Genomic DNA, 18,010 nt, shown 5'->3' on the forward strand with positions numbered 1-18,010 from the left:
CAAGGGTTAACACCGCCGGTTCCTCCGTATTGCGATCCGTTCGTTCGTTGCAAGGCGGCCCATCCGCAACAAAAAGGGCGCAACATCAAGGCGGCGTTGCGGCGCGGTCAGAAAAATCCAGTCCAGACGGGCAACCTCGCGTCATCAATCAACCACTGGTACCTGCACGGGCCCCGGAAAGAGCGGATTGCGCAGGAGATTGGACTCGATCTTTCCCCAGCCCTTGCGCGCTGCCCAATCGAATGCCGCAAGACCCTTTTGCGTGCGTTCTTCCGCATCCGTAAAATCCCGGAATACCAGCGCCTTGCCAACCCGGAAATAAGAGAACCATACCCAGGGACGGCGGCAGAACCATCTCGCCAATTCCCAATGAAATTCATCGACTGCAGCCTGAACCATTGGCCCCACGACAACGACCTGCTCCCACCTGAAATAGTCTTCAAAGAGGCGGCGCTTGTCTTCATCATTCGGCTCGCGACCCAGGTTCTGCGCATCGGCGATTGCATGCCGGAGCGGCTCCGGCATGCGATCGACCAGATGCGGATGGTCTCGATCAAGCCGCAACAAATGCAACGCAACCCAGGTCTCTATGAACACTACGCGATTGATTTCACGAAACTTGTCGACGAACCTGTCGTAGGAGGCGACACGTTCCGCATGGGACAAAATCGAGGTGACATCAATCACCGCAAGGACTCTCGCCGCGACATCGGCCAGCTTGAGATACCAGTACGCCCATAAGGCTCCATGCGAAGCGATTATCGCAAAGGGGAAGCTGCGACCGGCGCTTCTGTAGAGTTCGTAATAGGATGCCGCGCGCAGGGCCATATCATCGGGCGAGCCACCCCGCGCTTCAGCCTGGGCCCTGACCTGCGCTGCGGTCGTCGACGACGCGTCGTCGTCCGTAACCGGCCTAACGTCAAGGATTCCCGACACCATCCGCAAGCCCCCCTGCCGCCGAGAGCTTAGCGACGCCGGGATAATATCTCGCAAATTTCCGGCTTCAAATGCGACCCAACGTTGCACGCGCCAGCCCTTGCAATTTTCAATAAGAAACGGCGCCCACAGGCGCCGTCCAAATCAAAAACAGTTGGTCGTCGAAGAGGCTACGCGCTGACGTTGCCCTTCTTTTCCTTCTGCTCGGAATAGATGTAGAGCGGCCGGGCGTTGCCGGACACCACCTCTTCCGAAATAACCACTTCGCGCACGCCTTCCAGAGCCGGCAGCTCGAACATGGTGTCGAGCAGGATCGCTTCCATGATCGAGCGCAGGCCGCGCGCGCCGGTCTTGCGCTCGATGGCGCGCTTGGCGATCGCCGACAGCGCGTTCTCGTGGAAGGTCAGGTCGACATTCTCCATCTCGAACAGGCGCTGATACTGCTTGACCAGCGCATTCTTCGGCTCGGTCAGGATCTGGATCAGTGCCGGCTCGTCGAGGTCTTCCAGCGTCGCCAGGACCGGCAGACGGCCGACAAACTCGGGAATGAGACCGAACTTCAGCAGATCCTCGGGCTCGACCAGGCGGAAAACGTCGCCGGTGCGGCGATCCTCGGGCGAAGCGACGATGGCGCCGAAGCCGATCGAGGTTTTTCTGCCGCGATCCGAAATGATCTTGTCCAGCCCGGCGAAGGCGCCGCCGCAGATGAACAGGATGTTGGCGGTGTCGACCTGCAGGAATTCCTGCTGCGGATGCTTCCGGCCGCCCTGCGGCGGCACCGAAGCGACGGTGCCTTCCATGATCTTCAGCAGCGCCTGCTGCACGCCCTCGCCCGACACGTCGCGGGTGATCGAGGGGTTGTCGGACTTGCGCGAGATCTTGTCGATCTCGTCGATGTAGACGATGCCGCGCTGGGCGCGCTCGACATTGTAGTCGGCCGACTGCAGCAGCTTCAGGATGATGTTCTCGACGTCCTCACCGACGTAACCGGCCTCGGTCAGCGTCGTGGCGTCGGCCATGGTGAAGGGAACGTCGATAATGCGGGCGAGCGTCTGCGCCAGCAGCGTCTTGCCGCAACCGGTCGGGCCGATCAAAAGGATGTTGGACTTGGCCAGCTCGACGTCGTTGTTCTTGCCGGCATGCGCGAGGCGCTTGTAATGGTTGTGGACGGCCACCGACAGCACGCGCTTGGCGTAGGGCTGGCCGATGACGTAGTCGTCGAGGACCTTGAGTATCTCCTGCGGTGTCGGCACGCCTTCGCGCGACTTCACCATCGAGGTCTTGTTCTCCTCGCGGATGATGTCCATGCAGAGTTCGACGCACTCGTCGCAGATGAAGACCGTCGGACCGGCGATCAGCTTGCGCACTTCGTGCTGGCTTTTGCCGCAAAACGAGCAATAGAGCGTGTTCTTGGAATCGCCGCCGTTGCTGCCGACCTTGCTCATTTTCCAGTCCTTTCATGGCCGCCCGCCGATGGTCTGGCTGAAAGGGCGCATAATTCAATCTATCGCGGGAATTCGCCGCCGCCAGTGTCCCAACTCACACAACGTATTCCGAACGAAACACAAATCAGAAAACGTCGCAATGATTCGCACAAACCCCACGCAAAGCTAAGCCGTCGAAAATCAACATAGCCTTAACGTAGGCAATCCCAACCGTCGAGGGAACAGCCAATTGTGGCCGAAATGCCGCAAAGCGTACCAAAAGCGCGTTATCCCCGCCATCCAGCTGCCATTGCGGGCTTATGCGGCAACACCTTCGACCGGTTCGCGCGTCGAAATCACCTTGTCGATGAGGCCGAAATCCTTGGCCTCGTCGGCGGTCATGAAATGGTCGCGGTCGAGCGTCTTTTCGATCTCATCGTAGCTCTTGCCGGTGTGCTTGACATAGACCTCGTTGAGACGGCGCTTCAGCTTGATGATGTCCTGGGCATGGCGCTCGATGTCGGACGCCTGGCCCTGGAAGCCGCCGGAAGGCTGGTGAACCATGATGCGGGCGTTCGGCGTGGCAAAGCGCATGTCCTTTTGGCCGGCGCAAAGCAGCAGCGAGCCCATCGAGGCGGCCTGACCGATGCACAGCGTCGACACCGCCGGCTTGATGAATTGCATGGTGTCGTAGATCGCCATGCCCGAGGTGACGACACCGCCCGGCGAATTGATGTAGAGGTTGATTTCCTTCTTCGGGTTCTCGGCCTCGAGGAACAAAAGCTGTGCACAAACCAGCGTCGCCATGCCGTCCTCCACCGGACCGGTGATGAAGATGATGCGCTCTTTCAGCAGGCGCGAGAAAATGTCGTAGGCCCGCTCGCCGCGATTGGTCTGTTCGACCACCATCGGAACGAGGTTCATGTAGGTTTCGACGGGGTTCTTCATGACTATCCCTTTTTGGAGATGGGATTCCGGCGCCGGGAGATGAGCAAGTCGGGCAGAATCGGTTCTTGACGGTTACGTTGTAAATAGGATGCCGGCTCACCCTAGCGCAAGGCCGCCCCTCCTAGCCATCTGGTTAAGTCGAATCAAGCGTTGAGCGCAAGGAATTGCGGCCGGCCGCCGGTAGCAATTCCTTAACCGCGCCGCTTAACGAAACGCGGCAAAAACACTTCCTCGCGATGCGCCTTGCGCTACACTTCTGCGTTGAACTGTACCAAGAGTTCGCGAAGGGGGAGTGTCATGATCCGGAAAAGTCTTGCATCGCTCGCCGTTGCCAGCCTTGCAATCCTTGCCACCGCGTCCGAAACCGCGGCCGGCGGCCGCGCGCTTGAATGTTATGAACCAGAGCACAGGCCGGCCCTCTACGACACCGTCTATGAGGACGTGATGGTGAGCCCTGGCGGGCAGCTGGTCGACTACGATCCGCCAATCTACGGCACGCGCGAGAGTGTGGAGCTGATCGCGCCGCCTCGCGTCACCTATGAAGTCGTGCCGGCCCTCACGCGTACCATCTACCACACGGTCAAGGTCGACGATGGCGGCTATGCCTGGGAGTGGCGCGTCATCCACGGCCGCAAGGTGCTGTGCAAGGTCTGGCGCAAGGCGCGATATGCGCGCGTTGCCGAAACGGTGGTCGTCGAGCCCGAGCGCACGCGGCGCGTGGTCCTTCCGGCTGAATATGAAAGTGTCGCCCGAGAAGTACTGGTGCGACCGGAACGACGCCGCATCACCGAGGTTGCACCTTCATACCAGAAGGTAGCGCGCCGGGTGCTGGTGCGAGAAGGCTCCACCAAGTGGCGGCGCGTGCATATTGCAAAGCACTGCCTGGATTAGATTGTGACCTCGCATGCATCACGGTAGGCATTCGAGAATCCGGATTGCTGGACTTCAACCAGGAGGATAGCCTGCATGGCAGCGGAACTTCGGTTGAGCTGCATGCGCGAACTGGAAATTTCCAATCAAGAACTATCAGACTTGGCGGAAGAAGCGCTGGGGCTTGCCAAAAGCTATTGGAGTTCCCTTGAGGGACTCCCGGCATATCCATCAACCAGCGGAAAACAAACCGCCGAACTCTTCTCGCAGTCATGGCCGGAGGAAGGGCGGGGCCGCGACGTCCTGCGGGATTTCAAGATGATCGCCTCGCATGCGCGACCTTCCACTGGCAGGTTCTTCGGCTACGTGGTCGGGTCAGGCGAACCTGTTGGGGCGCTGGGAGAATTGTTCGCTGCGGTACTCAATCAGAATGTCACGTCATGGCGGTCAGCGCCGGCTGCGACATCGATAGAGCGCGCCGTCATCGGATGGTTGGCACAAGCGGTCGGCTGCGACGGATTCGCAGGCAGCCTGTGCGGCGGCGGGTCGGCGGCCAACCTCATGGCACTGGCGATGGCGCGTGAAGCCAAGCTTCCAGCCAACGAAACGGGTATGCGGCCCTGCGTGATCTATGCGTCCGCGCAAGTGCACATGTCCATTCCGAAGGCTGTCGCGCTGCTGGGCATCGGCAGAAAGAACCTTCGGCTGATTCCTGTCGACGGCGAACTCAGGATGCGGATGGACGCGCTCGAGGCCGCCATTGCCGACGACCGGAAGTCGGGAAACACCCCCATCGCCATCGTGGCCACTGTCGGTGCGGTCGCCACCGGCGCGATCGATCCGCTCAGCGAAATTGCGGACATCGCCCACAAGGAAGACCTGTGGCTACATGTCGATGGCGCCTATGGAGGACTGGCAGCCTTGGCGGTGCCGGAAAAATTCCAGGGATTGTCCTTGGCGGATTCGCTGTCGCTCGATGCGCATAAATGGCTGTATCAGCCACTCGATTGCGGCTGTCTCCTCTATCGAGATCGGAACATTGCGCGCGAAGCCTTTTCGCACAGTGGGGACTATGTGAAGATTTTCAGCCAAGCTCCTGAGGAGGCATTTGCTTTTTTCGAGGAGTCGATCGAGCTTTCGCGACGGTTCCGCGCATTGAAGCTCTGGATGTCGCTGCAGTATCACGGGCGCCGTGCTTTCCGCGAAGCCATCGCGCGCGATCTCCATCATGCTCAGATGCTTGCGCAGACAATCGCGTCGCATCCGGAGCTGGAATTGCTTGCGCCCGTGCCACTCAGCGCGGTCTGTTTCCGTCACCTTTCGAAAGATAACGAAGCGATCTTGCGACGTGTCAACGCACGCGGCCGGGTGTATCTGTCGAATGCGACGATCAATGGCCATTTCGCGCTGCGGGCGTGTTTCGTCAATCACCGGACGAAATCAGAAGACGTGCGGGCGATTGTGTCCGAAGTCGTTGCCGCCGCCGACGAACTCAATCGCTGAGCCGCTATGCGTTTTCGACCTGGTGCGGTTCAAGCCACCTCAGCCCGCAGCCAATTCTTCAGGCCGGCAATGTCGCCGTCGCCGACTGCCGCCGCCACGCGCCGGCCGACCGCCGCACCGAATTTGTAGCCATGGCCGGAGCAGGCCGAGACGATCAGGCATTTGCCCTTCTCATGCGCCAGAAACTTCTCGTCGGCGGTGAAGGTGTAAGCGCAGGTGACGACCTCGGTCACCTTGTACTCTTCGATGCGGGCGATGGGCGGCGAGAACAGGTTGCGGATCGCCTCCCCCTCGCCCGGCACCGGCTCGCGGTTCCAGTCGGCGTCGCTGGTCGGCACCCTATGCAGGCCGGAGCCGAATTTCATGCCGGCGCCACGCGAGATCGGGATAATATAGCCGTCGGTGGTGCCGCCAACGTCGAGGACGACGGGGGCCGCCTCCCAGGTCGCTTTCAGATCCGCCGGCGGTTCGACATAGGCGAGCGCGGTGCGAAAAGTCTTCAGTTCGCCGCCGAGTTCCGGAAACAGTTTCAACACCCAGGCGCCGGCCGCGACAACGATGCGGTCGGCCTGCATGGTCTCGCCAGAGGCCAGCACGATGCGGCCGGCCTCGGCGTCGACCTCCGTCACCTTGCTGTGTTCATAGATGTTGGCGCCGTTGGCGCGCAGCCATGCCGCGAGACCCGAGGCGATCCTGCGGCAATGCAGGGCGCCGCCTTCCGTCGAGAAATAGGCGTAGCGGAACGATTTGGGCTCGAGGAACGGCCAGCGCTCGACCGCAGCGTCAGGCTCGAACAATGCGAACGGAAAACTCCCCTCCTCCAGACCTTCGCGGTATTCCGCGGCCTCGTCGCCCGGCTCGCGCGAGATGCAGAGGAAACCCCTGGGATCGAGATGGATTTCGCCGAGATCGGCCCACATCTCGTCCCAGGCCTCATAGGCTTCGGTGATCAATCGGCCATAGCCGGTTCCGGCACGGTAGGCGCGACGTATGACGCGGTGATGGTCGCCTGACGCGGCGAGCGGATTGGGGATCGGCCCCTGCTCGACGATCGAGACGCTGTGGCCGGCCTTGACCAGCGACCATGCCGTCGAAAGCCCGGCAATGCCCGCACCGACCACAATCACGTTCATCGAAACCATCCTTCCGCAGCCGCTTCTTCTGGCGCAATACATTGGGTTGCCAGGCGCCAACATACGGTCTGGCAGCGGGCAGGCAAGGCGCGCTAATCATCTGGCATGACCGAATTGATGCCTTCCTATCTCGCGTTTGATCCAGCCAGCCGCCGCCTGCAGCTCGATCCGCATGAACCGGCGTTCTTCCAGAACCCATACGAGACCTATGCCTTCCTGCATGGCGCATCGAGTGCCTTCTTCTGGGAGGATTACGGCTTCTGGTGCTTTGGCGGCTTCGACGACGTCAACCGCCTGCTGCGCGACCGCCTCTTCGGCCGCCAGAACCCGGCCGGCATTCCCGACAGCCGCGGCGTCGGTGCTGACCGCTCGCATCTCCGCGCCTTCGACGGCATCGAGGCGAATTCGATGCTGGAGCTCGAGCCGCCGGTGCACACCAGGCTCAGGACGCTGGTCAACCGCGCCTTCGTCTCGCGCCAGGTCGAGCGGCTCCGGCCGCGCGTCGAGGCTTTAGCCAACGAGTTGATCGACCGGTTCGAGCCTGATGGAGTCGACCTGCTGCCGTCCTTCGCTTCGCCCCTGCCGATCACCATCATTGCCGAAATGCTCGGCGTGCCGGTCGAGATGGGGCCGCAGCTGCTCGACTGGTCGCACCAGATGGTTGCCATGTACATGCATGGCCGCACGCGTGAGACCGAGGAGACAGCCAATCGCGCCGCGCGCGACTTTTCCGACTTTTTGCGCGGCTATGTCGCCGAGCGACGTAAGCAGCCGGGCGACGACCTGTTGTCGCTGCTGATCGCGGCGCAGGAGGACGGCCAAAAACTGTCGGAGGACGAACTGGTGTCCTCGGCCATCCTGCTGCTCAATGCCGGCCATGAGGCGACCGTGCACCAGACCGGCAATGCCGTGCGTTCGATCCTGGCGCAAGGCGGTGACCCCAGCCGCTTCTTCACCACGCCGGACGCGACTGCGGCAACGGTGGAGGAATGCCTGCGCTTCGACGCGCCGCTGCATATGTTCCTGCGCTATGCCTATGAGGAGATCGAGGCCGGGCCCGGGATCTTGCTCAAGCCTGGCGACAAGATCGCGCTGCTGCTCGGCATGGCCAATCACGATCCCCTGGCCTTTGCCGAACCTGGCGCTTTCCGGCCCGGACGCGGGGACCAGAAGAACGTCTCGTTCGGCGCCGGCATCCATTTCTGCATCGGCGCGCCTCTGGCGAGGCTGGAATTGCAGGTGTCGCTGAAGACCTTGTTCGAACGACAGCCCCGGCTCCACCTTGCGGATGAGCCGCGCTTCCGCGACACCTTTCATTTCCATGGGCTGGAAAGGCTCGCGGTGGCTTTCTGACCAGCGACAGGACCAGATGATTGAGACAATGAGATTCGCGTTCCTGCAGGAGCCGCCCTTCTGCTTCACCGACGCATCGGCGGTTCTGGGGGGCTGCGACGCCATGCTCGCCGACAAGGTTTGCCAGCTGTTGGAACTGGAGAGCTTTTCACCTATCGAGACAGAGTTCGCCGAGCTGCTTCCCGGGCTCGCCTCGGGCCGGTGGGACATGACCACGGGACTGTTCATTTCGGACGAACGCAAAAAACTCGTCGATTTCTCGCGGCCGATCTGGGTCCTGCAGGACGGGCTGCTGGTGGCGAAAAGCAATCCGCACGCGTTCGACGGTTACAGGTCTGTCGCCCGGGACCCGTCGGCCCTGATTGGCGTCATCTCAGGCCAGGTCCAGCATCAGACAGCCCTGCAAAACAATGTTCCGTCCGAGCGCATCAGGATCTTCGCCACGCAGGCCGAAGCGGCTGACGCCGTTGCGGCCGGTGCGGTGCATGCCTATGCCAGCGTCGCCATGGCGCATCGCGGCTATCTGGGCAGGCACCCCGAGGCAGATCTCGCGGTCATCAACGTTCCGGCAGAGGAAAAGCAACCGGCGGCCGGCGCTTTCGCGCTGGCCAAGGGCAATGCGGCGCGGCTTCAACGCATCGATTCCTGTCTTGGCCACCTGCTGGGAAGCACATGGCATCGGGAGATGATGGGCGAATACGGATTTTCCGGCAGCGATATCGACCGCCTGCTCTGATCCGCCGACAGGCCGTCAAAGCTTGATCACATACTCCTTGCGGGTGGTTTCGAGCACTTCCCAGCTACCCTTGAAACCGGGCCGGAGCACGAAGCTGTCGCCGGCCCTGACAGTGCGCTCTTCGCCACCCTCCTCGGCGATGACGGAAATGCCCGACAGGATGTGGCAGAACTCCCACTCGTCATAGACGATGCGCCATTTGCCCGGCGTCGATTCCCAGATGCCGGCATAGAGATCGCCGTCGCGCTCCTCGACGTTCCAGGTGCGGAATTTCGGATCGCCCGAGATCAGACGATCCGGCGCCGGCGCACCGGCTTCCGGCTCGACGCTGTCGATATCGACGGACAGAAAGTTCGGCGTGGTCATGATCTCAGACCTTGTCCAGCGCCTGTTCCAAATCGGCGACGATGTCGTTGACATCCTCGATGCCGATAGAAAGCCTGACCGTGTCGGGCCCGGCGCCCGCCTTGACCTTCTGCTCGTCGGAAAGCTGGCGATGCGTGGTCGAGGCCGGGTGGATGACCAGCGATTTGGTGTCGCCGACGTTGGCAAGGTGCGAGAACAGTTCGAGCGCCTCGACGAATTTGACGCCCGCCGCATAGCCGCCCTTGAGACCGAAGGTGAAGACGGCACCGGCGCCGAGCGGCGAGTACTTCTTCTGCAGGGCGTTGTTCTTGTCGCTGGGCAGGCCAGGATAGTTCACCCAGGCGACCTTGGGGTGGTTGGAGAGCCAGCCGGCAACCGTCACGGCGTTGTCGCAGTGGCGCTGCATGCGCAGCGGCAGGGTTTCCAGCCCGGTCAGGATCAGGAAGGCGTTGAAAGGCGAGATCGCCGGACCGATGTCGCGCAGGCCGAGCACGCGCGCGGCGATGGCGAAGGCGAAATTGCCGAAGGTCTCGTGCAGGATGATGCCGCCATATTCGGGGCGTGGCTCCGACAGCATCGGATATTTGCCCGACTTCGACCAGTCGAAGGTGCCGCCGTCGACGATGGCGCCGCCGATCGAATTGCCGTGGCCGCCGATGAACTTGGTCAGCGAATGGACGATGATGTCGGCGCCATGCTCGATCGGCCGCACCAGATAGGGCGACGCCAGCGTGTTGTCGACGATCAGCGGCAGGCCGTGCTTGCGGGCGATGTCGCCGATCTTCTCGATGTCGACGAAGACGCCGCCCGGATTGGCCAGGCTCTCGATGAAGATCGCCTTGGTCCTGTCGTCGATCTGGCTCTCGAAGGTCGAGACGTCGTCCGTGTCGGCCCAACGCACCTGCCAGCCGTAATTCTTGAAAGCATGACCGAACTGGTTGATCGAGCCGCCGTAAAGCCTTGTCGCGGCGACGAAATTGTCGCCCGGCTGCATGAGGTTGTGAAACACCAGGATCTGCGCGGCATGACCCGATGCGACCGCAAGCCCCGCTGTGCCGCCCTCGAGTGCTGCGACGCGTTCCTCGAGCACCGCCTGCGTCGGGTTCATGATGCGGGTGTAGATATTGCCGAACGCCTTCAGCCCGAACAGCGAGGCGGCATGATCGGCATCGTCGAAGACATAGGAGGTGGTCTGGTAGATCGGGGTCGCCCGTGCCCCCGTCGCCGGATCAGGCTTGGCGCCGGCATGAACGGCGAGCGTGTTGAAACCGGGCGTACGGGTCATCTAAAACCTCCCTTTGAAATCTCTCAAAATCGCCGGGCATTCTTGGCGAAGCGCGCTTGCGAATGCAAAGAAGAAAATGCCTTTCGGCGAGCGATCGGCGCCCGGTGAGCGAGAAAATGTGCCTACGGAATAATTTTGCTTCTACTTCTGGCGAACGCCAAAACTCTGGAATCCCTGGCGCATCAGCGGCTTCTTCGACGACAGCACGCCCGAGTTGACGCCGGTCCAGCCGATCTCGCCGGACAGCTTGCCGTATTCGATCTTGGGGCAGCGGTTCATCACCACTTTCATGCCGGCGGCCTCGGCGCGCGCGGCGGCCTCGTCATGGCGCACGCCAAGCTGCATCCAGAGGACTTTCGGCAAGGGGTCGAGCCGCAACACCTCTTCGATAACGCCAGGCACGGCCGCTGAACCGCGAAAGATGTCGACCATGTCGATGGGTTCAGGGAGATCGGCGAGCCTTGCATAGACCGTCCGGCCGAGGATCTCCTTGCCGGCATGTCCCGGATTGATCGGGAACACCGAGAACCCCTTGGCTAAAAGGTATTTCAGCACGAAAAAGCTTGGCCGCACGTCGTTGGGCGACGCGCCGACCATGGCGATGGTCTTCACCGAATTGAGGATGCCGCCGATGTAGGCATTGTCGTAGCTGTCGTGGTTCATGCCTCGTCCTCATACAACGCCTCGGTGAGAAAACCATCCGGATCGTTGCAGAAATTGCGCATCATGCGGAAATGGTCGGTATCCTGAAAATCGACCGGATCGAGCCCGAAGCGGCTAATGCGGAAGAGACGCGCGCCGGGACAGGCCATCAGCAGCGGCGAATGCGTCGCCATGAGCACCTGCGCCGTGCCTGATCGGTCCATCCGCCTGAGCAGCTTGAGCAGTTCGATCTGCCGCGTCGGCGAAAGCGCGCTTTCGGGCTCGTCGAGGATGTAGATGCCTTGCCGGCGGCAGCGCTCCTCGAAGAAGCGGATAAAGCCCTCGCCATGCGACCACGACAGGAAATCCGGTGGCGCCCCACCAGAGTCCAGCGCCGCCTGGTCGAGGTAGCGGGCCACGGAGTAAAAGGATTCGGCGCGAAAGAACCAGCCGGCGGTGACCTTGGGCAGCCAGTGGCCGCGTAGCGTGTCGGCAAGCGCCGCGCCACTCTTGTCGATAGCGGCGGTATGATCGACCGGCCTGTAGCCCTTGCCGCCGCCGGCCTCGTCGTAACCGGCCAGCGCGCCGATTGCCTCCAGCAGCGTCGATTTGCCAGTGCCGTTCTCGCCGACGATGATGGTGATCGGCGTGGTGAATTCGAGCTGGAATTCGCGCTCACGGAAGATCGGTAGGTTCCACGGGTATTTTTCCCAGTCCGCTACCCGTGCCGGTTCGAGCACGGTGCGCTTGAGGTAGGGCGCCTTCAGCCGCGTCAGTTGCTTGCGAGGCGCCATGCGGATGCGGTCAGGCCGGCAGGGAAATCGAGCCGTCTTCCGCGATCGGAAAGGCCGGATTGTGTGCCACTTCCCAGACATGCCCGTCGGCATCGGCGAAATAGCCGTACCAGCCGCCCCAGAAGGCGCGGCCTGCCGGCTTGACGATACGGCCGCCGGCCTTCTCGACCATGGCAAGCACCTCGTCGACCTCGGCGTCGGAGCGGGTGTTGTAGGCAAGGTAGACCGCCGACGGTGCCCCGGCGAAGGTGACGCCCGAATCCTCCTCGGCGCTGGCGCGTGGGAACAGGCCGAGAATGGCGCCGCCCATCTGGAAGAAGGCGACGCCATCGGTGATTCCGGCATGGCGCTTGAGCCCCATCGCCTCGTAAAAGCGTGCGGCGCGGTCGAGATCGTCGGTGGCGATGGTGATGATGGAGATGCGCGGTTCCATTTATTTGAAGCCAAAGTGACTTTTGAGGATTGAGAAAAGCTGTGCCGCAGAGTCCTGATCAAGCTGCATGGATTGGCTCACTTTGTCGGGAATCTCTCGATCTTTCCGGCCTGACGTATTTATTTGCAGCAGCCGGCGACCGTCCATTTCGTACGCAAAATAAGTTGCGTCGATCGGATCGTGGAGGCTCATGCGCTTAAGCGTCCCGGGAACAAAAATACCAATCCGAGCCATCCTAGTCCTCTTTCCATTCCGGTTTGCGCTTACCGATGAAGGCGCCGATGCCTTCCTCGGCGTCGCGCGCCAGCATGTTCTCCACCATGACGCGGCCGGTATGGGCATAGGCGTCCGCCAATCCCATCTCGGCCTGTGCGTAGAAGGCTTCCTTACCGGTCTTGACCACCAAAGATGATTTGGAAGCAATGGTTTGCGCGTATTTGGTGACAATCTGATACAGATATTCGCGCGGCACGATGCGGTTGACGAGGCCGAACTCCTTGGCCGTCGCCGCATCGATTGTCTCGCCGGTCAGAAGCATTTCCATGGCATGCTTGCGCGAGACGTTGCGCGACAGCGCCACCATCGGCGTCGAGCAGAACAGGCCGATGTTGACGCCGGGCGTGCAGAAGGTCGCCTCATGCGAGGCGATGGCGAGGTCGCAGCTGGCGACCAGCTGCAGGCCGGCAGCGGTGGCCAGGCCGTCTACCTCGGCGATGACGGGCCTCGGGTGGCGCACGATCGTCTGCATCAGCGCCGCGCAAGCGGTGAAGGTCTGTTCGAAGAACGCCTTGCCCTTGTCGGCATCGGCGCGATGCAAGGTCAGTTCCTTGAGATCGTGCCCGGCGCAGAATACCTTTCCGGCCGCGGCCAGGATGATGACGCGGACGGATTTGTCGGCCTTTGCGCGATCGAGTTCGGCCGCCAAAGCCGCCATAACCGCAAGCGACAAGGCATTGGCCGGCGGGCTGGCGAGCGTCAGCCGCAGCACGCCCTTGTCCTGTTGTGAGACAACCGGACCTTCGGCGACGACCGGCTTGATGGCGACGATTTCGGCCATGGGTCCAATCCTCTCTGTGTGCCCGCTCTGTTTGTCCGCTCTGTGGATTCGCGAGCCATGGAACAAAAGAACTAGCACGCTGCCGATTGAAGAAAAGCTGCGAGGCGTGTTTTCTCGACCCCGACTATTGGACCAGTTGCTGAGCCCATACCGGCTCCATGTAGGAAACCGCCAATGCCCGCCCAAGACAATCTCAAACCGGTGCTGACGGCGGCGGAAGTCAACGCGCTGATGGGAACCGTCTACCCGCAACTCAACGACCAGTTTGCCTTCTACCAGGCGCTCGAGGTGTTTCCCGGCGGCTGCACGGTGCGCCTCAATGCCGACGCGCGGCATCTGCGCCCCGGCGGCACCGTGTCGGGCCCGTCGCTGTTCACGCTGGCCGACATTGGCGGCTATGTCTGCGTGCTCTCGCATGCGGGGCCGGATGCCCTTTCGGTGACCACCAACCTCAACATCAATTTTTTCCGCAAGGCCGAGGCCGGGCCGATCGACGGCCACTGCCGCATCCTGAAGCTCGGCAAAAGCCTGATGGTGTTCGACATCGATATCGTCGCCGGACCAGACGGACAGACGGTGGCACATGCCACGGGCACCTATTCGATCCCGCCGAAGCGGGCGTCGTCCTGACAATTGAATTTTTATTTGATGTGTATATATATACGCATAGGTGACCTTTGCTGGAACGTGACAGCCGTAAGATCGTGAAGCGTCTCAAGGATGAAGGTTTCGAGCTGATTTCCGTGCGCGGCTCGCATCACAAATTCCGCAAGGGCGCGATCGTGCTGATTGTCCCCCATCCCGAGAAGGATCTGCCAACTGGCACCGCTCGCGCGATCGCCAAGCAGGCAGGCTGGCTAAGATGAAGCGCTCCGGAGACCCATTATGAAAAACTATTTCGCATTGGTCGATAAAGACCCCGACAGCGCATTCGGCATCCGCTTTCCCGACATTCCTGGCTGCTTTTCGGCTGCGGACGAAGCAGAAGATATCGTTCCGAATGCCGTTGAGGCCCTGCAATTATGGGCGGAAGATATGCCCGTTCCCGAGCCGTCGAGCCACGAAGCGGTCCTTGCACTTCCAGATATCCGCAGTGCGCTCGCTGAAGGCGGCTATCTGGTCTCGGTGCCGCTGATCGACAATGACAGCGCCGTGGTCAGGGCAAACGTCACTTTCGAGCGGGGCGTTCTGCGAGCGATCGATGCCGCGGCGCGCGAACGGGGCATAACCCGATCTGCATTTCTGTCCAGCGCGGCCCGCAAGGAAATTGAGGCAAAGCATTAGCAGGATCGTTTCGATGTGGTAAAATAATACCTTTTTACCAACCGATTGTTTTTGCTACATTTTGCGCGTCGACGCGCTTTTCATGCGCCTTGACGTGCACAGGACCCTCCCCTATAAGCCCACACGAAGCAGCGGCCCGCAAAGGCCGCCGTTTTGTTATTGGCGGCAGGCGAGTGCCTGTCACCAATCCAAGCAACAAGAAACGCCTTTCCTTGTCATTTGGGGAAGGTCAAAACCGAAAGCGATAAATCCATGCCAACCTTTTCGCAGAAGCCTGCGGATGTGGTGAAGAAGTGGGTGCTGATCGACGCCGAAGGTCTCGTCGTCGGCCGCCTCGCCACTGTCATCGCCAACCATCTGCGCGGCAAGCACAAGCCCACCTTCACCCCGCATGTCGACGACGGCGACAACGTCATCGTCATCAATGCCGACAAGGTGGTGTTCACCGGCAAGAAGTTCACCGACAAGGTCTATTACTGGCACACCGGCCACCCCGGCGGCATCAAGGAGCGCACCGCGCGCCAGCTGCTCGAGGGCCGTTTCCCCGAGCGTGTCGTCGAGAAGGCCGTCGAACGCATGATCCCGCGTGGCCCGCTCGGCCGTCGCCAGATGAAGAATCTCCGCGTCTATGCAGGCACGGAACATCCGCATGTCGCCCAGCAGCCCGTCACCCTCGACGTCGGCGCGCTGAACGCCAAGAACAAGAAGGCTTCGTAAGATGGCTGAGCTTTCCTCGCTCGCAGAACTCGGAACGGCTACCGGCAATCTCAATACGCAGCCGGCTGCACCCGTCCATGTCCAGAAGCTCGACAAGTCGGGCCGCGCCTATGCCACCGGCAAGCGCAAGAACGCCATCGCGCGTGTCTGGGTGAAGCCGGGTTCGGGCAAGATCGTCGTCAACGACAAGGAATTCGCGACCTATTTCGCGCGTCCGGTCCTGCAGATGATCCTCAACCAGCCGATCATCGCGGCCAACCGCGCCGGCCAGTACGACATCGTCGCCACCGTTGTCGGCGGCGGTCTGTCCGGCCAGGCCGGCGCCGTGCGCCACGGCATCTCCAAGGCGCTGACCTACTACGAGCCGACGCTGCGCTCCGTGCTCAAGAAGGGCGGCTTCCTGACCCGCGACAGCCGCGTCGTCGAGCGCAAGAAGTACGGCAAGGCGAAAGCCCGCCGCTCGTTCCAGTTCTCGAAGCGCTAAGCGCTACGAAGTCTGGACGATCCAAAGGCCGCCTCCGGGCGGCCTTTTCTTTTGGCGTGCCTTAGGCCCCGCCGTCCTTGACGAAGTCTATGAACGCCCGCAACGGCGCCGGGACAAGGCGCCGGCCGGGATAGTAGAGGAACGGTCCCGAAAAACTCTGCCACCAGGGTTCGAGGACCGGTTCGAGCACGCCGCTGTCGAAGTAAGGGCGAAGCCAGTCCTCGAAGAGGCAGACAATGCCGGTGCCGGCGATGGCTGCATCGACGGCGAGATCGGCAGCCCCGCCCAGGGTCACGAGAAGCGGCCCGGTTGGATCGACCCGCACCATCTCGCCGTCGCGCTCGAACTCCCAAGGCGGCATCGCGCCGCTGGCGAAACGACCGCGCAGGCAAGCATGGCCGAGCAGGTCGCCTGGATGTTCTGGTCTCCCATGGCGGTCGAGATAGGAACGGCTGGCGGCTGCAGCGAAGCGCTGCACGCGCGGTCCGATCGGCACCGCGATCATGTCCTGCTCCAGCCGCTCGTCATAGCGGATGCCGGCGTCGCAGCCGGCGGCCAGCACGTCGACAAAGCCCTCTTCGGCGATCACCTCCAGCCGGATGCCGGGATAGGCGGCGAGAAATTGCGGGACGATTGCGGGCAGCACTAGGCGCGCCGCGCTGACCGGTACGTTGAGGCGCAACGTGCCGGCCGGCCGATCGCGAAATCCGTTCACCACATCGAGTGCCGCCTCGACCTCGTTCAGGGCTGGGCCGAGCCGCGCCAGCAAACCGGCACCGGCGTCGGTCAAGGCGACGCTGCGCGTCGTGCGATTGAACAATCTGACGCCGAGTTGCGCCTCCAGGCGGCGGACCGCCTCGCTCAGGCCCGATGCGCTGCCGCCGCTGGCACGCGCACCCTCGCGAAAACCACCGGCATGCGCGACCGCCAGGAAGGCATGGAGATCACCCAGGTCGACATTCACTGTTCGCATTCCTGCACAAGCCGTGCGGATTGTACCGGATTATCGTGGCACGGACCAACGCCTATCTCTGCTTTGCTTGAAAAGGAGATAGATCATGTCCCGCATCGACCAGTCCGGTAGATTTGCTCTCGGCGACCACTCCGTGAAACGGCTTGGCTATGGCGCCATGCAACTCGCCGGCCCCGGCGTCTTCGGCCCGCCCAGGGATCGCGACGCGGCACTGGCCGTGCTGCGCGAAGCCGTCGCATCCGGCGTCGACCACATCGACACCAGCGACTTCTACGGTCCGCACGTCACCAACCTGCTGATCCGCGAAGCGCTGGCGCCCTACCCCGACGACCTCGTCATCGTCACCAAGATAGGAGCCCGCCGCGGCGCTGACGGATCATGGCTGCCGGCGTTCTCGCCGGAAGCTCTGACCCAGGCGGTGCACGACAATCTCAACAATCTCGGGCTCGACGTGCTGGACGTGGTCAACCTCAGGGTCATGTTCGACAACCACGGCCCCGCCGAAGGTTCGATCGAGGCGCCGCTAACCGTGCTGGCCGAGTTGCAGCGGCAGGGCCTGGTGAGGCACATCGGACTGAGCAACGTGACGTCGGCGCAGATCGCGCAAGGACGCCGGATCGCCGAGATCGTCTGCGTGCAGAACCAGTACAATCTGGCGCATCGCGGCGACGACGCCCTGATCGACAACCTTGGCCGCGAAGGCATCGCCTATGTGCCGTTCTTCCCGCTCGGAGGCTTCAACCCGCTGCAGTCGTCGACCTTGTCGGACGTCGCGGCGCGCCTCGGTGCCACGCCGATGCAGGTTGCGCTCGCCTGGCTGCTGCGCCGCGCACCCAACATCTTGCTGATCCCCGGCACATCGTCCGTCGCGCATTTGCGGGAGAACCTCGCTGCAGCCGAACTCGCACTGCCGGCGGATGCGCTCAGAGAATTGGACGGCGTGGCGATGGCCGCCTGAAAGCAACCTTCGAGGGCTGGGCCGTCACCCCACCCGCGCCTGCGGCGCGACCTCCCATCAAGGGGAGGTAGGAAGTCGCGGCAGTTTCCCCGCCGCTGCATGGCCTTACCAGGC

At 62.1% G+C, this 18,010-nt stretch carries 22 protein-coding genes; 10 read left to right on the forward strand and 12 right to left on the reverse strand.

Going from position 1 to position 18,010, the window contains the following annotated elements; genetic code table 11:
* Positions 1 to 144: 144 nt before the first annotated feature.
* The 3 genes from AC04SI_RS11885 to clpP form a co-directional block, all read right to left on the reverse strand.
* Entirely contained in the window at positions 145 to 939 is a 795-nt protein-coding gene (locus tag AC04SI_RS11885; protein ID WP_404277901.1) for a hypothetical protein, read from the reverse strand.
* Between the two features lie 167 nt (positions 940 to 1,106).
* Positions 1,107 to 2,381, reverse strand: a complete 1,275-nt coding sequence (clpX, locus tag AC04SI_RS11890; RefSeq protein WP_120015555.1) for an ATP-dependent Clp protease ATP-binding subunit ClpX — start codon at positions 2,379 to 2,381, stop codon at positions 1,107 to 1,109.
* Between the two features lie 297 nt (positions 2,382 to 2,678).
* Positions 2,679 to 3,308, reverse strand: a complete 630-nt coding sequence (gene clpP / locus AC04SI_RS11895) for an ATP-dependent Clp endopeptidase proteolytic subunit ClpP (protein ID WP_192179015.1) — start codon at positions 3,306 to 3,308, stop codon at positions 2,679 to 2,681.
* Between the two features lie 297 nt (positions 3,309 to 3,605).
* Between clpP and AC04SI_RS11900 the strand changes: the two genes are divergently transcribed.
* Positions 3,606 to 4,199 carry a hypothetical protein gene (locus AC04SI_RS11900; protein WP_488474256.1) on the forward strand — a complete coding sequence of 198 codons (594 nt, stop codon included), beginning with the start codon at positions 3,606 to 3,608 and terminating at the stop codon, positions 4,197 to 4,199.
* Between the two features lie 75 nt (positions 4,200 to 4,274).
* Positions 4,275 to 5,681, forward strand: coding sequence for a pyridoxal phosphate-dependent decarboxylase family protein (locus tag AC04SI_RS11905; protein ID WP_488474257.1), 1,407 nt, complete (start codon positions 4,275 to 4,277; stop codon positions 5,679 to 5,681).
* 29 nt (positions 5,682 to 5,710) lie between these two features.
* Here the strand turns inward: AC04SI_RS11905 and AC04SI_RS11910 are convergent, their stop codons facing one another.
* The gene (locus tag AC04SI_RS11910; RefSeq protein ID WP_404277892.1) at positions 5,711 to 6,814 is read right to left on the reverse strand and encodes an NAD(P)/FAD-dependent oxidoreductase; all 1,104 of its coding nucleotides are present in this window, start codon (positions 6,812 to 6,814) and stop codon (positions 5,711 to 5,713) included.
* Between the two features lie 105 nt (positions 6,815 to 6,919).
* On the opposite strand from AC04SI_RS11910, the gene AC04SI_RS11915 reads away from it, so the two are divergent.
* Positions 6,920 to 8,167, forward strand: a complete 1,248-nt coding sequence (locus AC04SI_RS11915; protein ID WP_404277890.1) for a cytochrome P450 — start codon at positions 6,920 to 6,922, stop codon at positions 8,165 to 8,167.
* 28 nt (positions 8,168 to 8,195) lie between these two features.
* A complete protein-coding gene (locus AC04SI_RS11920) occupies positions 8,196 to 8,903 on the forward strand; it encodes a transporter substrate-binding domain-containing protein (protein WP_488474258.1) in 708 nt (235 codons plus the stop codon).
* A gap of 15 nt (positions 8,904 to 8,918) precedes the next feature.
* On the opposite strand, the gene AC04SI_RS11925 is transcribed toward AC04SI_RS11920, so the two are convergent.
* The 7 genes from AC04SI_RS11925 to AC04SI_RS11955 form a co-directional block, all read right to left on the reverse strand.
* Positions 8,919 to 9,269 carry a cupin domain-containing protein gene (locus AC04SI_RS11925; protein WP_404277886.1) on the reverse strand — a complete coding sequence of 117 codons (351 nt, stop codon included), beginning with the start codon at positions 9,267 to 9,269 and terminating at the stop codon, positions 8,919 to 8,921.
* A gap of 4 nt (positions 9,270 to 9,273) precedes the next feature.
* Positions 9,274 to 10,554 carry an O-acetylhomoserine aminocarboxypropyltransferase gene (locus AC04SI_RS11930; RefSeq protein WP_404277884.1) on the reverse strand — a complete coding sequence of 427 codons (1,281 nt, stop codon included), beginning with the start codon at positions 10,552 to 10,554 and terminating at the stop codon, positions 9,274 to 9,276.
* Between the two features lie 141 nt (positions 10,555 to 10,695).
* Complete coding sequence (locus AC04SI_RS11935) at positions 10,696 to 11,217, reverse strand: CoA-binding protein (protein ID WP_404277882.1); 522 nt, start codon at positions 11,215 to 11,217, stop codon at positions 10,696 to 10,698.
* Positions 11,214 to 11,990, reverse strand: a complete 777-nt coding sequence (locus AC04SI_RS11940) for an AAA family ATPase (protein ID WP_404277880.1) — start codon at positions 11,988 to 11,990, stop codon at positions 11,214 to 11,216. The genes AC04SI_RS11935 and AC04SI_RS11940 overlap by 4 nt, the downstream gene beginning before the upstream one ends.
* A 10-nt stretch (positions 11,991 to 12,000) precedes the next feature.
* Complete coding sequence (locus AC04SI_RS11945; protein WP_404277878.1) at positions 12,001 to 12,423, reverse strand: VOC family protein; 423 nt, start codon at positions 12,421 to 12,423, stop codon at positions 12,001 to 12,003.
* Positions 12,424 to 12,657, reverse strand: coding sequence for a hypothetical protein (locus tag AC04SI_RS11950; RefSeq protein ID WP_404277876.1), 234 nt, complete (start codon positions 12,655 to 12,657; stop codon positions 12,424 to 12,426).
* 1 nt (position 12,658) lies between these two features.
* Positions 12,659 to 13,480 (reverse strand): enoyl-CoA hydratase, encoded by an 822-nt coding sequence (locus AC04SI_RS11955; RefSeq protein WP_404277874.1) that lies wholly within the window; start codon positions 13,478 to 13,480, stop codon positions 12,659 to 12,661.
* A 174-nt stretch (positions 13,481 to 13,654) separates the two neighbouring features.
* Here AC04SI_RS11955 and AC04SI_RS11960 point away from each other — a divergent pair, with 174 nt between their 5' ends.
* From AC04SI_RS11960 to rpsI, 5 genes are all read left to right on the forward strand, one after another.
* Positions 13,655 to 14,110, forward strand: coding sequence for a PaaI family thioesterase (locus tag AC04SI_RS11960; RefSeq protein ID WP_488474259.1), 456 nt, complete (start codon positions 13,655 to 13,657; stop codon positions 14,108 to 14,110).
* 50 nt (positions 14,111 to 14,160) lie between these two features.
* Positions 14,161 to 14,346 carry a type II toxin-antitoxin system HicA family toxin gene (locus AC04SI_RS11965; RefSeq protein WP_192179067.1) on the forward strand — a complete coding sequence of 62 codons (186 nt, stop codon included), beginning with the start codon at positions 14,161 to 14,163 and terminating at the stop codon, positions 14,344 to 14,346.
* A gap of 19 nt (positions 14,347 to 14,365) precedes the next feature.
* The gene (locus tag AC04SI_RS11970) at positions 14,366 to 14,764 is read left to right on the forward strand and encodes a type II toxin-antitoxin system HicB family antitoxin (protein WP_192179027.1); all 399 of its coding nucleotides are present in this window, start codon (positions 14,366 to 14,368) and stop codon (positions 14,762 to 14,764) included.
* Between the two features lie 252 nt (positions 14,765 to 15,016).
* Positions 15,017 to 15,481 carry a 50S ribosomal protein L13 gene (rplM, locus tag AC04SI_RS11975; protein ID WP_006201860.1) on the forward strand — a complete coding sequence of 155 codons (465 nt, stop codon included), beginning with the start codon at positions 15,017 to 15,019 and terminating at the stop codon, positions 15,479 to 15,481.
* A gap of 1 nt (position 15,482) precedes the next feature.
* Entirely contained in the window at positions 15,483 to 15,965 is a 483-nt protein-coding gene (gene rpsI, locus AC04SI_RS11980; protein ID WP_404277867.1) for a 30S ribosomal protein S9, read from the forward strand.
* Positions 15,966 to 16,026: 61 nt separating this feature from the next.
* Here the strand turns inward: rpsI and AC04SI_RS11985 are convergent, their stop codons facing one another.
* Positions 16,027 to 16,929 (reverse strand): LysR family transcriptional regulator, encoded by a 903-nt coding sequence (locus tag AC04SI_RS11985; protein WP_404277865.1) that lies wholly within the window; start codon positions 16,927 to 16,929, stop codon positions 16,027 to 16,029.
* Between the two features lie 94 nt (positions 16,930 to 17,023).
* Between AC04SI_RS11985 and AC04SI_RS11990 the strand changes: the two genes are divergently transcribed.
* Complete coding sequence (locus tag AC04SI_RS11990) at positions 17,024 to 17,896, forward strand: aldo/keto reductase family oxidoreductase (protein ID WP_404277863.1); 873 nt, start codon at positions 17,024 to 17,026, stop codon at positions 17,894 to 17,896.
* Positions 17,897 to 18,010: the final 114 nt, after the last annotated feature.

The organism is Mesorhizobium sp. CNPSo 4689 (genome assembly GCF_057784325.1).

What these genes read in the sequence shown, in the direction of transcription:
- clpP (WP_192179015.1), bottom strand. Translation starts at nt 3,308, where the DNA reads ATGAAGAACCCCGTCGAAACCTACATGAACCTCGTTCCGATGGTGGTC.
- AC04SI_RS11900 (WP_488474256.1), top strand. Translation starts at nt 3,606, where the DNA reads ATGATCCGGAAAAGTCTTGCATCGCTCGCCGTTGCCAGCCTTGCAATC.
- AC04SI_RS11905 (WP_488474257.1), top strand. Translation starts at nt 4,275, where the DNA reads ATGGCAGCGGAACTTCGGTTGAGCTGCATGCGCGAACTGGAAATTTCC.
- AC04SI_RS11920 (WP_488474258.1), top strand. Translation starts at nt 8,196, where the DNA reads ATGAGATTCGCGTTCCTGCAGGAGCCGCCCTTCTGCTTCACCGACGCA.
- AC04SI_RS11970 (WP_192179027.1), top strand. Translation starts at nt 14,366, where the DNA reads ATGAAAAACTATTTCGCATTGGTCGATAAAGACCCCGACAGCGCATTC.
- AC04SI_RS11925 (WP_404277886.1), bottom strand. Translation starts at nt 9,269, where the DNA reads ATGACCACGCCGAACTTTCTGTCCGTCGATATCGACAGCGTCGAGCCG.
- AC04SI_RS11945 (WP_404277878.1), bottom strand. Translation starts at nt 12,423, where the DNA reads ATGGAACCGCGCATCTCCATCATCACCATCGCCACCGACGATCTCGAC.
- AC04SI_RS11885 (WP_404277901.1), bottom strand. Translation starts at nt 939, where the DNA reads ATGGTGTCGGGAATCCTTGACGTTAGGCCGGTTACGGACGACGACGCG.
- rpsI (WP_404277867.1), top strand. Translation starts at nt 15,483, where the DNA reads ATGGCTGAGCTTTCCTCGCTCGCAGAACTCGGAACGGCTACCGGCAAT.
- AC04SI_RS11935 (WP_404277882.1), bottom strand. Translation starts at nt 11,217, where the DNA reads ATGAACCACGACAGCTACGACAATGCCTACATCGGCGGCATCCTCAAT.
- AC04SI_RS11940 (WP_404277880.1), bottom strand. Translation starts at nt 11,990, where the DNA reads ATGGCGCCTCGCAAGCAACTGACGCGGCTGAAGGCGCCCTACCTCAAG.
- AC04SI_RS11930 (WP_404277884.1), bottom strand. Translation starts at nt 10,554, where the DNA reads ATGACCCGTACGCCCGGTTTCAACACGCTCGCCGTTCATGCCGGCGCC.
- AC04SI_RS11955 (WP_404277874.1), bottom strand. Translation starts at nt 13,480, where the DNA reads ATGGCCGAAATCGTCGCCATCAAGCCGGTCGTCGCCGAAGGTCCGGTT.
- AC04SI_RS11915 (WP_404277890.1), top strand. Translation starts at nt 6,920, where the DNA reads ATGACCGAATTGATGCCTTCCTATCTCGCGTTTGATCCAGCCAGCCGC.
- rplM (WP_006201860.1), top strand. Translation starts at nt 15,017, where the DNA reads ATGCCAACCTTTTCGCAGAAGCCTGCGGATGTGGTGAAGAAGTGGGTG.
- AC04SI_RS11910 (WP_404277892.1), bottom strand. Translation starts at nt 6,814, where the DNA reads ATGAACGTGATTGTGGTCGGTGCGGGCATTGCCGGGCTTTCGACGGCA.
- AC04SI_RS11950 (WP_404277876.1), bottom strand. Translation starts at nt 12,657, where the DNA reads ATGGCTCGGATTGGTATTTTTGTTCCCGGGACGCTTAAGCGCATGAGC.
- AC04SI_RS11990 (WP_404277863.1), top strand. Translation starts at nt 17,024, where the DNA reads ATGTCCCGCATCGACCAGTCCGGTAGATTTGCTCTCGGCGACCACTCC.
- AC04SI_RS11960 (WP_488474259.1), top strand. Translation starts at nt 13,655, where the DNA reads ATGCCCGCCCAAGACAATCTCAAACCGGTGCTGACGGCGGCGGAAGTC.
- clpX (WP_120015555.1), bottom strand. Translation starts at nt 2,381, where the DNA reads ATGAGCAAGGTCGGCAGCAACGGCGGCGATTCCAAGAACACGCTCTAT.